Annotated in this window: 15 protein-coding genes and 1 pseudogene; 9 read left to right on the top strand and 7 right to left on the bottom strand. The window is 39.6% G+C overall.

Annotated features, from left to right (window positions below; genetic code table 11):
* Window positions 1-196: 196 nt before the first annotated feature.
* From L1267_RS00475 to L1267_RS00465, 3 genes are read left to right on the top strand one after another with little or no spacing between them, the layout of a single operon-like run.
* The gene (locus L1267_RS00475) at window positions 197-574 is read left to right on the top strand and encodes a MerR family transcriptional regulator (protein WP_016708221.1); all 378 of its coding nucleotides are present in this window, start codon (window positions 197-199) and stop codon (window positions 572-574) included.
* Between the two features lie 60 nt (window positions 575-634).
* Entirely contained in the window at window positions 635-1,024 is a 390-nt protein-coding gene (merC, locus tag L1267_RS00470) for an organomercurial transporter MerC (protein WP_016708222.1), read from the top strand.
* Window positions 1,012-1,230, top strand: a complete 219-nt coding sequence (locus L1267_RS00465; RefSeq protein WP_062566147.1) for a GDCCVxC domain-containing (seleno)protein — start codon at window positions 1,012-1,014, stop codon at window positions 1,228-1,230. Before merC ends, L1267_RS00465 begins: the two co-directional genes overlap by 13 nt.
* Window position 1,231: 1 nt before the next feature.
* Here L1267_RS00465 and L1267_RS00460 read toward each other — a convergent pair.
* From L1267_RS00460 to cadR, 7 genes and pseudogenes are all read right to left on the bottom strand, one after another.
* Window positions 1,232-1,793 (bottom strand): annotated as a pseudogene (locus L1267_RS00460) (manganese efflux pump MntP).
* Between the two features lie 51 nt (window positions 1,794-1,844).
* Window positions 1,845-2,576, bottom strand: a complete 732-nt coding sequence (gene qatD / locus L1267_RS00455; protein ID WP_016708224.1) for a Qat anti-phage system TatD family nuclease QatD — start codon at window positions 2,574-2,576, stop codon at window positions 1,845-1,847.
* Window positions 2,573-3,907: a Qat anti-phage system QueC-like protein QatC gene (qatC, locus tag L1267_RS00450; protein WP_016708225.1), complete on the bottom strand. Its 1,335-nt coding sequence runs from the start codon at window positions 3,905-3,907 to the stop codon at window positions 2,573-2,575. Before qatC ends, qatD begins: the two co-directional genes overlap by 4 nt.
* Window positions 3,900-4,787 (bottom strand): hypothetical protein, encoded by an 888-nt coding sequence (locus L1267_RS00445; protein WP_016708226.1) that lies wholly within the window; start codon window positions 4,785-4,787, stop codon window positions 3,900-3,902. The genes qatC and L1267_RS00445 overlap by 8 nt, the downstream gene beginning before the upstream one ends.
* Before the next feature lies 1 nt (window position 4,788).
* Entirely contained in the window at window positions 4,789-6,549 is a 1,761-nt protein-coding gene (locus tag L1267_RS00440) for a KAP family P-loop NTPase fold protein (RefSeq protein ID WP_016708227.1), read from the bottom strand.
* A complete protein-coding gene (locus L1267_RS00435) occupies window positions 6,513-7,136 on the bottom strand; it encodes a recombinase family protein (protein WP_016708228.1) in 624 nt (207 codons plus the stop codon). The genes L1267_RS00440 and L1267_RS00435 overlap by 37 nt, the downstream gene beginning before the upstream one ends.
* Before the next feature lie 131 nt (window positions 7,137-7,267).
* Window positions 7,268-7,657 (bottom strand): Cd(II)/Pb(II)-responsive transcriptional regulator, encoded by a 390-nt coding sequence (cadR, locus tag L1267_RS00430; protein ID WP_016708229.1) that lies wholly within the window; start codon window positions 7,655-7,657, stop codon window positions 7,268-7,270.
* Window positions 7,658-7,739: 82 nt separating this feature from the next.
* Between cadR and L1267_RS00425 the strand changes: the two genes are divergently transcribed.
* The 6 genes from L1267_RS00425 to L1267_RS00400 all read left to right on the top strand — a co-directional run bounded on the left by L1267_RS00425 (window position 7,740) and on the right by L1267_RS00400 (window position 12,749).
* Window positions 7,740-8,393 carry a cation transporter gene (locus L1267_RS00425; protein WP_016708230.1) on the top strand — a complete coding sequence of 218 codons (654 nt, stop codon included), beginning with the start codon at window positions 7,740-7,742 and terminating at the stop codon, window positions 8,391-8,393.
* A 12-nt stretch (window positions 8,394-8,405) separates the two neighbouring features.
* Complete coding sequence (locus tag L1267_RS00420; protein WP_016708231.1) at window positions 8,406-9,134, top strand: transglutaminase-like domain-containing protein; 729 nt, start codon at window positions 8,406-8,408, stop codon at window positions 9,132-9,134.
* Window positions 9,127-10,026 carry a cation diffusion facilitator family transporter gene (locus L1267_RS00415; protein ID WP_016708232.1) on the top strand — a complete coding sequence of 300 codons (900 nt, stop codon included), beginning with the start codon at window positions 9,127-9,129 and terminating at the stop codon, window positions 10,024-10,026. Before L1267_RS00420 ends, L1267_RS00415 begins: the two co-directional genes overlap by 8 nt.
* A 45-nt stretch (window positions 10,027-10,071) precedes the next feature.
* Window positions 10,072-10,434, top strand: coding sequence for a hypothetical protein (locus L1267_RS00410; protein ID WP_016708233.1), 363 nt, complete (start codon window positions 10,072-10,074; stop codon window positions 10,432-10,434).
* Window positions 10,435-10,503: 69 nt separating this feature from the next.
* Entirely contained in the window at window positions 10,504-11,832 is a 1,329-nt protein-coding gene (locus tag L1267_RS00405) for a TolC family protein (RefSeq protein ID WP_029216105.1), read from the top strand.
* 2 nt (window positions 11,833-11,834) lie between these two features.
* The gene (locus L1267_RS00400; protein WP_016708235.1) at window positions 11,835-12,749 is read left to right on the top strand and encodes an efflux RND transporter periplasmic adaptor subunit; all 915 of its coding nucleotides are present in this window, start codon (window positions 11,835-11,837) and stop codon (window positions 12,747-12,749) included.
* Window positions 12,750-12,786: the final 37 nt, after the last annotated feature.

The raw sequence follows: 12,786 nt of genomic DNA, 5'->3' as shown, positions 1-12,786 counted from the left end.
CTTACAGTTTTGTTGATTAGGTTTAGACTTCACCTGACAGGCAGCAAGAGCGAACAAGAGACGGTCAGAGTGATCTGGATATGTGAACTTAATTCTACAAAGCGGACGCTTAGCGACCCCGTTCATGCAATAAAATTGAGTTTAGGCAATCCGCATTAATTGTATAATGATGTCTCTGCTTCTAAAGAGTATGTTTATGAGAACCATTGGAAAACTGGCAAAAGATTTAGATATCAATGTTGAAACGATCCGCTTTTATGAGCGCCAAGGTTTAATAGAGCAGCCTCCAAAACCCGAATCAGGTTATCGAAAGTATGACGAGACACACGCTAATCAACTCAAATTTATTCTGAAAGCTAAAGCATTAGGGTTTACGCTGAAAGAAATTGAATCACTGATGTCACTAAGTAGCAGTTGCGCTGATATAGAATCGATGGGATTGCAAAAACTTAATCTCATCCGTAATAAAATTGCTGATTTACAGCGGTTAGAGAAAGTAATTCAAGATATGACAGATTCTTGCAAGGCCAATCAAGACCCTCAATCCTGCCCGGTAATAAATTCACTTAAATAGCTATTGACCCCGTACTTATGTACGGAGTTTATACTACCTTAAAAATTGAGGTAGATAGTTATGATCAATAAAATTCTAGATAAAGTAGGTTCTGGTGGCGTTTGGCTAGCCGCCCTTAGTTGCACAGCATGTTTTCCTGCGCTCGGCTCATTGGCATCTGCGCTTGGGTTAGGTTTTCTTTCACATTTTGAAGGGATAGCGGTGAACACCTTATTGCCATTATTTGCTTCACTAGCGTTGTTAGTTAATTTCTATAATTGGTATCAACATCGAGAGTCATTAAGAGGCATTTTAAGTGTCATTGGCCCAATTGCAGTATTGCTGACCCTTTATCCTTTATGGCAATACGACTGGAGCACTTACTTATTTTACTTTGGGATCATTTGGATGGTCGTAATGTCTATTTTAGATATTGTTAAGCCCATTAAGGAACCAGTATGCAAGGTATAGAATTAAAATCTAAGATAACTTGCCCTGAATGTGGATTTAGCAAAGTTGAAACCATGCCTACAAACGCTTGCCAATGGTATTACGAATGCGAAAGCTGTAAAGCACTACTTAAACCGTTCAAAGGTGATTGTTGCGTTTACTGCTCTTATGGAACAGTTAAGTGTCCTCCTATTCAAGAAGGCAATGCATGTTGCTCAGGTAAGTAGCCTAGTATTCGGTGGTTCTGTGCCAACCAAGTAATATCTTAAATGCGATTGCGATTAACACTAAACCACCAAATAGTTCAGCTTTAGACTCCAGCCATACGCCACTTCTTTCGCCGATATTCACACCAATCTAGCTAAAGGCAAACGTCGTGACGCCTATTATCAAGCAAGCTACGGCTATGTCTACCTCAAGCAATGTGATTGCATAACCTGCCGCCATTGCATCAATACTGGCGGCAATAGCAAGAACAAATAGCACACGATGAGTAACATTAGCAATATCTTCTTCAATTCCTTCAGATTGGGACTCATAAATCATTTTTGCCACCGATAAATAATAGCAAAATAAAAGCTATCCAAGGTGCATAATCTTCAATCCAAGATGATCATCCTTTACCGCTGTAATAGCCTAAAAGAGGTATAAAGCCTTGGAAAAATCCAAAATAAGCAACGGCTTTAATAAAGAGTTTTTCAGCATTTGCTACTTTTTTAGAACCTAAGCCTATGGATACTGCAAACACGTCCATACTGAGTGCTATAGCTAATACAAATACTTCAAACAAATCGATTAAACCTGAATAAAATTGTTATAAGATTACGTGACGTATAATTAGTTACTTGACTGATGTTAAACACCTAAGGTTTGCTGACAGTTGCTCAATTATCGAAGCCTTATTTTTACACCAAATTTCAGCCAGATATTCAGTAACAGTGCCAACACTTGAAGGAAACAGAATATTCCCCGCCACTTTGGCGAAAGGGCCATCAGTTTCGAGTAAAATCCTATCTTGAGGTATCCACGATATTACTTTTTTAGCTCTGGCTGAAGTAAGCATGGCTGGCCCAATAGAAAAGAAACAGCCTAGCTCGACGGCTTCTAGAACTTGCTTCTTAGTACCTAAAAACCAATGAAGAATAGAAGTACCAGCATTGGGGTATAACTTAAGTTGTTCAAGTACTTCACCTGTCGCATTAAGACTATGGATAGTTAGTATTTTGTTATCAAAGTCTTCACATTTTTTCAAAATATGCGTGAAAACCTCTAATTGATCATCAAAGTAATCAGCATAACCTTTTGAGCCATCCAGCCCAATTTCTCCAATATATCTAGTTCTATCAACTAGCTTATCGAATAGAGGTAGTTCATTTTTCCTTAAATGAGCAAGTTGAGGGTGAAGCCCCAAAGCCGTTTTACAGTGTTTTATGCCACTTGTTAACTGAACAGTACCTTCAAAAGCTGAAGGCACCGTAGTTACTGATAGCACGTAATAATTACTGCTTTTTATGTCGTTCAATACCTCTTTATGATCTGGATATAAATCAACATGGCAATGAAGATCCATCATGATGATTTATCCGCTTGGAGAAATAATTCAACCTCTGCTAATCCTCGCTTAATAGTTGATTCTAGTTTTTCTCGTATATCTTTATCTTGTGGTATTGGTCCTGACTTTCGAAGCCAAGAACGATAATTGTCAGTCTGTTTCAACCGGATAATGGCAGTTTGAACCGCTTGGAGATCATCGCGAGTATCTTTTTCTTTAATAAGACCTCTCAACCGCTTTGTCTTGTATGGCGCATCTTGTGTAAAACCAGCATGAAAAACTGACGCTCTTCGAATAAGGCAAGGTACACAATGCCCACACTGTTTATGCTCTCTGTGCCAATGACTACAAGAAACACTCAGAGGAACTGCTTTTCTAATTGCGTCTTGATCAACACATTCCGCTAACATTTCACCTTTAGTTTTGAATTGATAGGGGTTTACAAATTTGACATGAAACCCAGTGTCTCTAAGCAAAGATTCAAGCCTGCTTAGAAAATTAGGATGAGTAGTTCTAGTACTATGGCTACCAATCCGTCTTCTGGTAAGCGGTGGATTTATAGAAATATAGCCATTCTCAGGGACGACAATAGTTTCAATACTGCTATCGCAATTAGCATTTCTTAAGGCTGATATACCAAGTACCGCCATAGCTAGGAAGTTGAAGCTTCTTCCCCTCATGCTAATGTCAGTTTTACCTTCTAAATGCTTGATAATATGAGGAGACATTGAATAGGACAATTCGCCGAATGGCGGGGATAATAAATGCTTAATATCTTCCTGTTTTGCGCCATCACCACGATAAGCGTGACTAACCAAAAGCGGTTTTAAGGCTGACTCTCCGTTTAAAATGTCAATTGCACCAACTGCGCTGTCAAGACCTCCTGAAAAAAGGCAGACTGAGTTGAGTCCAATTAATGATTTTGCTTTTGCTTTCGCTTGCTCACTTGTTTTAGGAGTCGGCATCGGCATAGTTGTTTTTTCAAAAGTAAACTGCCATTGATCGCCCGTTAGAAAGTTGAGCAAAGAACTTAGTTCAGGCTCAACAGTATTCCACATATCCTCATCGGTAACAGGAACATGTAAATGCATTTTTCTAGCCCATGCATTTTCTGCATTATCCCTCAATTCAAATGTATCAGCGGCGGTAACGGCGGTTGCAATTGTTATCAGATCTATTGCATCAGCATCTACATGCAATCCTAAATCACGAACTGTTTGTAGTAGTTGTTTTGACACCAAGCTGTGCTTAGTGATGTCATTTTGATGCGTGTGAAACATTTGGACAGGATGACAGTCTTCAGAAAAATCAGGCAAGTTAGCTGGGTCATGGTTAAAATAAAAATTAGTCATCAAAACTCTCCCATTCATCCACTGTCATTGCAATTGCATCAGCTTGAATTTTAGTAATATTTTCCTTGCTAATAGTACTAGGGTTGCCATTAGTTACTTTGTCTAACTGCTCTTGTGTGATCACTTTTATTAATTCCCTTAATTCTACTTCCATTTGATGATGCTTACTTGCAGGCTCAACATGAAACCAAGCTCTGCCCATGCCTTCAACCACATCCTGAAAAATAAGATCTGTTAAATAACAGCCTATGGCTTCTTGAATAACTTCGTCAGTAAAACTGTTTGGGTCAAATTCTTCTGTATCGGGGAGTGCTTCTTCTAGTGCGTAATCCAACGCAACTCTTACAGCATCCGAATCGGCATTATCAGGTGCCAAATGACTAGCAATTTTGTCAATTGCTTGGTCAGTCGATAACCCAGTTAGATCACCTAATGATAAGCTTTGATTATTAACCGTTACGGTGTCGCCACGCATGACACCAAGCAATCCAGAACCAGCCGTTATACCGCTTGCTAGTCTCCGGCTTGTGCTTTTACCTCCGCCAGAGCCTTTTCTAGAGTAACTTTTTAATGAACGCCTTAGATCTGAGGTTGAGCCACCTGTTTGTGCATATTTACCAAATGCTCTTCTGGCGCTGGCAAACCTATTTGGAGGTGGCGTTGCTGTTGGCGAACCACCGATTTCTTGTTGAACCTTGTCATTGTCAATATCGTTGGTATGGTCATTCTGATCATCAGATTGATTGTTATCAGAACCAGTTTGATCATCCCCATCAGTACCTGATGCAGGCTCTATTGTGACGGGATCTCCTTGCTCTGCCCAAGATGGAATTAGCGGACTCTTGTTATTCGGTCCTGTAGACGATGCGGACGTACCCATATTACTTAATTCCCTCTAGTTCTTTTAAGATTGGATTGAGCCACCTTTGACGAGGCAAGCTTTTTAAGAATGTAAGAAGACTTAAGCAACATTTATCATCCTGCTTGGCAAGTAACACGGCTCCATAGATGCCTGTTGGTTTTTCGGTCCAATCACCAATCAACTTAAAGTTTTCAATCAAACCATCCATGACTGACATGTACTCTTCCTTCGGAGTTGTGGTAATCGCAGTAGAGTTAACGCCACTGACCCTTACCTTTTGCTTCATTAATTCTTCTACAAGTTTTTGAGCAGCTCCCGACATTACCGCATTAACAGCACCCATTGGAATGCTTTCTCGGCTAAGGTATGCCGCTGGGGTCAAATCCATCTCAGTAAACATTGGAGGTAATTTTGACCATTTATCAATAAAAGCTAGGTCGAGTTTCCACTCTTCAGGTAACTTTATTTCATCAAATTCAACTTCTGAATTTTCGAGATCCGCTAAAACTTTTGGATATCCGTTTTCCTTATCAATTAATTCATAAAGCTTGTTAGTAGCCTGAGTGCCTAAGCACCTCTCAAAAATTACCAGCTTAGTGATAGTTTTCTCGTCAAGCTGCATTCCTCGACGGTGAGCCGTTTTCTTTCTCATCTTAACTTGATTGAGTAATCGCTTAACTATGCGAGGGTTACCGTTAATGTTTGTGGATTCAGCTAATAGTGGAGCTAACTGTTCAGCAACTACAAATTTGCTTCTGAGTCCTGAATGCTTTTCGATATCGTGATCCTGAAGAAGCTCATCAACGGTAATTTGTGGTTGTTTCCAAGAAAGCCTTAATGATTCTTCAAGGGCACATCTTATCGCTTCTAACTGAGCATCTGTCACTCCGTGGTCTTGAGCGGTGAGCATCATTAAATATGCCCTTATCTCAAGAACACCGGGCCTTGGTACATGCACAGGAATTTGAATAAGCTTGTCTAAATAATCAGTTTGATGTCGTTGAGATGCACCTTTGTGATATTCAGGTACTGCCAAACGGATCATGTCTTCATCGGCGGCAATGACAAATGCGGTATTTGGTAAAAATAGAAATAATCTGATCGCCTCAAGTGTTGAAATGGCATTAAATGGAGAGCAGCGATCTAAATTATCGACATAGACAATAAGTGGCTTATCAAACTCCTTTAACAGATCAGAATATGCTTTTCGGAATTCTTTAATTTCTTTAGGAGGTGAGAATGATTTCTTATCTTTGATCAAACCTTTGTTTTTCTTCGCAACATCCTTAGCGCCATCGACAGCACCTTTTACATCATCAACATCAAGTTCACCATCGTCACCACCACTGAATAGTCCCATGATCTTCTGTATACCACCCATAGTCGGTATACCAGCTAATGCTGCACCACCATTCATTAGCAGTCCCATCAGTCTGATCTTATCTATTCGTCCAGCAAACTCTATTGCTTTTGCACTTAGATTTTTATCGTCTGCTGCTTTTTTTACTAAAGTAGATGCAATTGTTTCTAATAGCGCTGCTTTAGCGTCATCGTATCCTTGGAAAGTCCATGCATCGAAATGCACTTGGATATATTCTTGTTCATCAGTTTCCAAAGATGCTTTGGTAAGTTCAAGAATCGTGGATTTTCCAGCGCCCCAATCACCAAAGACACCTATACTAATAGGCATTAATTCCTTTTCAGTGATAAGATCTTTAATCGACTCAGCCGTTTCATTAAAGTTTAAGAAGTCAATTTTTGACTCTTTATCAGACCACATAACATCTCCTTTTGTTTATTATTTTTTTGTTCCATTCTTTCAATAGTTCGATGAACCGTCGGGCGGCTAACAGAATATTTCTTCGCTAATGCAGAGATCGATTCACCATTTAATTTATCTTTATATAATTCTTTCGCTTGTTTGTCTGATAAAGCAGGCAACCTACCCATATGTTTGCCTTTAGCCTTCGCTTCTTCGCGACCTTCTGCGGTTCTGGCTTTTATAAGATCCCGCTCAAGTTGAGCGAATACTCCACATAGGTTGATCATGGCGGTGGCAAACGGATTATCATTTTTAGTATTGAGAGAGCCGTCGATAATATTTAAACAAGCCCCCTTTTTGTGGATACTTTCAATAGCCTCAAGAATAGACTTTAATGATCGGCCTAGCCGATCAAGGCGAGTAACAATTACCTCATCACCCTCCCTGATAAAATCGATGAGTTCCTTTAGCTTTTCTTCATTTCTAATGGAAGCACCTGACTGTTTTCCTTGAAATATTTTTTCACAGCCATGAGCGTCCAACTTGGACAGTTGAATATTTAAATCTTGCTCTTTAGTTGAGACTCTTGCAAAACCAACTTTCATATGTACGAAACCTGTAACTTTCGTACATCTTAACAATCAAGTGAACGAAAGTACATTAAATAAATTTCGTACATGAACGTAATAAAATATAGTTATTCGTACACAACACGGATAGAAAATGAATGACAATTCTAACTATCAAGTGACTTAATTATTCCACACGCTTCAATGGTGTTTTCAGTTGTACACAAACTTGCCATTTGTTGAAGCTCAGCTTTTAGTGCTTTGAGTTCTCTCATTCGATTGTTAACTAAGGCCAATTGTTGAGCAATGAGCTTATTAACACTTGCACAGCTTTCTTCTGGCTTATTTTTCAGTTCCATAAGGCGTTTAACATCTGTTAGAGGGATATCCAAACTTCGGCAATGCTTTATAAACTCTAATTCTTTTAAAGCCCGTTCACCGTATAACCTGTAATTCCCTTCAGTACGTTCAGGAGTTGAAAGCAACCCTTCTTTCTCGTAATACCGAATTGTTTGTATCGAACACCCTGTCGTTTTTGAAAGTTCACCTATCTTCATAAAACTTTAGTCCTAAATCTTGACTCTATAGTCACTATAGACTTTATAGTTAAGTTATCAAGCAAATAACTAAGGCCGTGCAATGAGTGGTTGTGGTTGCGAAGTCGAACTAAAAGATGCGAAACAAAAACATGTGCTGTATTGGTTGCTAGGTATTAATGCGGTTATGTTCTGCGTTGAGATTACTGTGGGCCTATATGCAAACTCAACGGCTTTGATAGCAGATTCAATGGATATGCTGGCTGACGCAATTGTCTATGGTATTGCTCTATATGCCGTGAGCCGATCTTTAAAGCATAAAGCCAATGCAGCCCTTATCAGCGGTTACTTTCAGCTGACACTCGGAATACTGGTAATCTTTGACATAGTAAGAAGACTCGGAGAAGGTGAGCCTCACTCTTGGTTCATGATCGGCTTTGGTTTTGTAGCATTAATAGCAAACGTCATTTGTTTAGTTTTAATCAGAATGCAAAGCAATGGTGAAGTCCATATGCGTGCAAGCTGGATATTTTCAGCCAACGATGTGATCGCAAACTTGGGGGTCATTGCTGCTGGTGTTTTAGTGATGCTACTTGATTCTCGCTGGCCTGACATTGTGATTGGTAGTGTGATTGCAACCCTAATTTTAAGAGGGGCTTACCTGATTATTACTGATGCGAAGAAAGAGCTGAGCAACGCAGAGTTAACAAGCGAAAACAATAGCTGTAGTGGAAGTAAATCAAAATCATGTTCTTAAAGGAGATGGATAATGAGTGCTAATTATTTAGAGAAAACACAAATATTAGACTTAGATGATCACAGCATCCAATCTCTAATAGCAGATCGGAATTGGAATACAATGGATGAATACAACACAATAGGAGCTGCTTACACCTTTGTTAAAGATGAGATTCAGTTTGGTTACAACCGCAGCGATGATATATCTGCGAGTGAAGTTTTAGCGGATGGCTATGGACAGTGCAATACCAAGGGAAACTTGTTAATGGCTCTATTCCGAGCGCTTGGTATTCAGTGCCGATTTCATGGTTTCACGATTGACCAACAGCTTCAGAAAGGCGCTATTCCTTCTTATGTATTTTGGCTTGCCCCAAAATCCATTATCCATAGCTGGGTAGAAGTGCTCTATGAAGGTAAGTGGATCAATTTAGAAGGCTTCATTCTCGACGAAGCTTACCTAAGTTCAATTCAATCCAAATTCAGTCAAGCTAAAGATAATTTTTGTGGTTATGGAATAGCTACTACCTGCATAAGTAACCCAGAGACGAACTGGGTTGGTAAAGATACTTATATTCAAAAAGAAGGCATACACGACGACTTTGGCTTTTATGACTCACCCGATGAATTCTATGCTGAGCAGGGAACCAATCTAACGGGTATTAAACGTTGGGCGTACCAAAACTTTATCCGTCATATCATTAATTGGAATGTACAAAGGCTTAGAAGAAAAAATGTAACCGCCGAGGCTCAACATGCATAACCACTCTCACGGTCATGATCACCCTCACAATGATGAGGACGCTTCGAGACGCATTGGCTGGGCTTTTTTTCTAAACCTCACGTTTACCATCATCGAATTTATCGGAGGTTGGTTAACCAATAGTACGGCAATCATGGCAGATGCTATCCATGATTTAGGAGATAGCATCTCCATAGGCACCGCATGGGGATTAAATAAGCTCAGTAACAAGCCTGCCTCTAGCCAGTTTTCATATGGTTACAAGCGCTTTTCATTGCTTGGCGCATTGATTAACGGTTTGGTATTAACTGTTGGTTCTGTTTTTATACTAATTGAGGCCATACCAAGATTAGCTAACCCCGAAATGCCTCAAGTCGAAGGAATGCTTTTATTAGCTATTTTTGGCATGGTGGTAAACGGTTACGCTGCCTATAAGCTAAGTCATGGAAAGACCTTAAATGAACGAGTTTTAAACTGGCACTTGCTTGAAGACGTTTTAGGTTGGATAGCTATATTTATTGTATCAATCGTATTGATGTTTGTTGAATGGCCCATACTCGATCCTATTTTATCAATTGGGTTTACCCTTTTTATTTTATTTAATGTTGTAAGAACACTGAAAACGACACTTATGCTCTTCTTGCAAGCGACACCAGATATTGATCTTATTGAAAATATTAAATCGAAAATAGTTTCTAAAGCCATTGTGGGTGAAGTACATCACTTACACATCTGGTCACTTGATGGTGAACACAACGTTTTAACCGCCCATATTGTTTTAAACACTGAAATATCTAACGAAGAGCTGAAATCGTACAAGCTAGAGTTGCGACAGGAGCTTAAAGAGTTTGATTTTGCTCATACAACAATTGAAATAGAGTTCATAGACGAGCAATGTCGTGACGCAAGCTAAACGATAGTGTTAACATTGGCATAACTAAGAGATAGTTGAAACGAAATGAATATTAAACAATTCCCTGCATACATCATGATAGTGCTGATATTACTTCAGTCATTTTCTGCTGTGGCAAAAGTTGCTGATGTTCATATTGTTGATTCCGAGCATATAAAAACCGAGCATGTTCATGCTTTAGATGACCACATTTCTTCTGAAAAATTAATACAATCATCAGCAGATAATGACCAACACAACCCCGCTGATTGTCATCATTGCGGACACTGCAATGGCTCGCATGTACAGTTTGCTACGCATGTTTACATCAGTAGAGACATTGATTTCAAATCAAGTCAGGTATTTGATTATTTAAAAGTAGTCATTGAAGCTCCCCCTTCCAGATTACTTCGACCTCCCAAAAGTTAGTCCTTTTATTTAATTGGCGCGTTAGGCGGTGAAGCCAACGCTCGTTTCATAAAATAAACAGGACAAAATATGAATATGTCTTATTTTAAGGCCCCCGTACTTGCTTGGAAGAAAGTAAAACGGTTGCTTCTGTTGTCGTTTTTAGTGACAACTAATAATGTATTTGCAAATGACTTAACTGTTGATTCAGTTTCATTGTCAGAGGCAATACAACGAACACTTGCAAACAACCCACAGCTAACAGCTTTTAAATACAAACAAAAGCGTTTAGACGGCGAGTTAGCTACCGCAGGGTTAAAACCTGAATATAACGTCAGCGCTGAATTGGAAAACTTTGCAGGTACAGGTGATGTATCTGGATTCAGCGACGCTGAACTTACCTTATCAATATCTTCCGTGGTGGAATTGGGAGATAAGGTAAATAGCAGAAAGCTTTATGTTAATGCCCAACAGCAAGCAATAGCTGTTGAAAAAAGAATACAAACACTCGATATTTTGGGTGAAGTAGCAGCTCGCTATATCGATGTTTTGACGTTACAGCAAATCATGCTCGTCAATGAAAATGCAGAAAAGCTAGCACGAGAAACCTATCAAACTGTCTCCAAAAAAGTTCGTGTTGGTTCGGCACCGTCATCAGAGCAAAAACGAGCTGATGCAGCTTTAGCAACAGCTCGACTAAAGACGCTAACCATTTCCAAGCAGTTAGAGGCCAGTGTTCGTAAGTTAGCTATTATGTGGGGAGAACAATCACCGCAATTCTCTCGTGTATCAGGCGATTTATTTGCACTTCCCAAAACAATATCACTCGAATACATCATGGCTCAACTTTCTCAAAGTCCTCATATATTAGCTTATGCAGAGCAATCGAGAATTCAGCAAGCTCAATTACAATCAATCAACGCACAAAGCCACGCTAATATAACGTGGAGCGCAGGTGTGAAAAGACTTGAAGGTAGCAATGAGACTGCGTTGGTTGCAGGAATTAGCGTCCCTCTGTTTACGAGTGATAGAAATAGAGGCAGCTATCAATCTCAAAAAGCAAAACTCGATGAAGTTGAGCAGCAACGGAAAGCCAGTGAGCGAGCAATTTACAGCCAATTAGCGACATTTTATGCGGCTCAGGAAGAGGCTCGCCTTACGGTTGAAACCTTACAAACCAGTATTATTCCGCCTCAAGAAAGTGCTTTGTCATTAGTGCAAAAAGCCTATTCGGACGGGCGCTTTAGTTATTTAGAGCTAGTTTCAGTTCAAAAAGAGCTTATTGAGATGCAATATGCGCTTATTTTTGCCGCAAGTGAGGTTCACAAACAAAGCGCCTCCATTGAGTCCTTATCAGGCATTCCATTAATTTCTTCCGGCAATACAGAAAGCCAACTTTCAAGCTTTATTGAGAATTAATCATGAAAAAGAAAAATATATTAAATTCACCAATCAGCCTTTTCAAATTAATGCTTGTTGCTGTAATTGGTTTCACCTCCATCACGACCTCAGCCAGTGAAGAACACAAAGATGAAATAGTCTCTATGTCTGTTGAGATGGCTAAACAAAACAGCATTGAAACAGTAGCAGCAACTAGCGGTGTTATTCATAACGAAGAAGTTGTATATGGAAAAATCGTTGCCGATCCTGCCTCACTTGCGCACGTTAACGCTAGATTCGATGGTGTTATTAAGGAAGTAAAAGTCAATCTCGGCGAAGAGGTCAAAAAAGGTGAAACGTTGGTAGTGATTGAATCCAATGAGAGCTTAAATCAATATTCGATAAAAGCACCAATGTCTGGGCGTATAGTCGCTAGGCAAGCCAATATTGGCGAGCTTACAAATGGTGAAAACTTGCTGACAATAGCCAATTTTGACGTGGTTTGGGCACAACTATCAGTGTTTCCTACTCAGCTAAGTAAGGTTAACGCTAACCAGCAGGTGCTAATTCATAGCACTGAATTTAATCAAAGTGCGCAAATTAGCTATTTAACACCATCACTAAACGACAAGCCATACTCATTGGCATTTGTAAAATTGGATAACAAAACCAACAAGTGGCCGCTTGGCACTGTAATTAAAGGTGCGGTTACGACCAGTCAACACTCTGCTCCTGTTGTTGTGCCAAAAGGAGCCATTCAAGAGTTTGAAGGCAAAGATGTTGTTTTTATTAAAGAAGGCAATGAATACCACCCTAGCGCCGTAAAAACTGGCGCTTCAGACGCTATCAATATTGCTATCATCGACGGTTTGAACGTCGGCGAAAGTGTGGTTGTAAAGAACAGTTATCTGCTAGTTGCTGATCTAAAAAAATCGGAGGCTGGACATGAACACTAATCTCCGACCTTTTTGTCCTCTACATATTGGCTTCAGT

It is taken from the genome of Pseudoalteromonas sp. OFAV1, from assembly GCF_021532595.1.
Lineage (GTDB): Bacteria > Pseudomonadota > Gammaproteobacteria > Enterobacterales > Alteromonadaceae > Pseudoalteromonas > Pseudoalteromonas lipolytica_C.
This window is presented reverse-complemented; position numbering and strand designations above follow the sequence as displayed.

Excerpts from the sequence above, each read along its gene's own strand:
- L1267_RS00410 (WP_016708233.1), top strand. The coding sequence starts at position 10,072 with ATGAATATTAAACAATTCCCTGCATACATCATGATAGTGCTGATATTA.
- L1267_RS00425 (WP_016708230.1), top strand. The coding sequence starts at position 7,740 with ATGAGTGGTTGTGGTTGCGAAGTCGAACTAAAAGATGCGAAACAAAAA.
- qatC (WP_016708225.1), bottom strand. The coding sequence starts at position 3,907 with ATGACTAATTTTTATTTTAACCATGACCCAGCTAACTTGCCTGATTTT.
- qatD (WP_016708224.1), bottom strand. The coding sequence starts at position 2,576 with ATGATGGATCTTCATTGCCATGTTGATTTATATCCAGATCATAAAGAG.
- L1267_RS00475 (WP_016708221.1), top strand. The coding sequence starts at position 197 with ATGAGAACCATTGGAAAACTGGCAAAAGATTTAGATATCAATGTTGAA.
- L1267_RS00405 (WP_029216105.1), top strand. The coding sequence starts at position 10,504 with ATGAATATGTCTTATTTTAAGGCCCCCGTACTTGCTTGGAAGAAAGTA.
- L1267_RS00415 (WP_016708232.1), top strand. The coding sequence starts at position 9,127 with ATGCATAACCACTCTCACGGTCATGATCACCCTCACAATGATGAGGAC.
- L1267_RS00445 (WP_016708226.1), bottom strand. The coding sequence starts at position 4,787 with ATGGGTACGTCCGCATCGTCTACAGGACCGAATAACAAGAGTCCGCTA.
- L1267_RS00440 (WP_016708227.1), bottom strand. The coding sequence starts at position 6,549 with ATGTGGTCTGATAAAGAGTCAAAAATTGACTTCTTAAACTTTAATGAA.
- L1267_RS00465 (WP_062566147.1), top strand. The coding sequence starts at position 1,012 with ATGCAAGGTATAGAATTAAAATCTAAGATAACTTGCCCTGAATGTGGA.
- merC (WP_016708222.1), top strand. The coding sequence starts at position 635 with ATGATCAATAAAATTCTAGATAAAGTAGGTTCTGGTGGCGTTTGGCTA.
- L1267_RS00420 (WP_016708231.1), top strand. The coding sequence starts at position 8,406 with ATGAGTGCTAATTATTTAGAGAAAACACAAATATTAGACTTAGATGAT.
- L1267_RS00435 (WP_016708228.1), bottom strand. The coding sequence starts at position 7,136 with ATGAAAGTTGGTTTTGCAAGAGTCTCAACTAAAGAGCAAGATTTAAAT.
- L1267_RS00400 (WP_016708235.1), top strand. The coding sequence starts at position 11,835 with ATGAAAAAGAAAAATATATTAAATTCACCAATCAGCCTTTTCAAATTA.
- cadR (WP_016708229.1), bottom strand. The coding sequence starts at position 7,657 with ATGAAGATAGGTGAACTTTCAAAAACGACAGGGTGTTCGATACAAACA.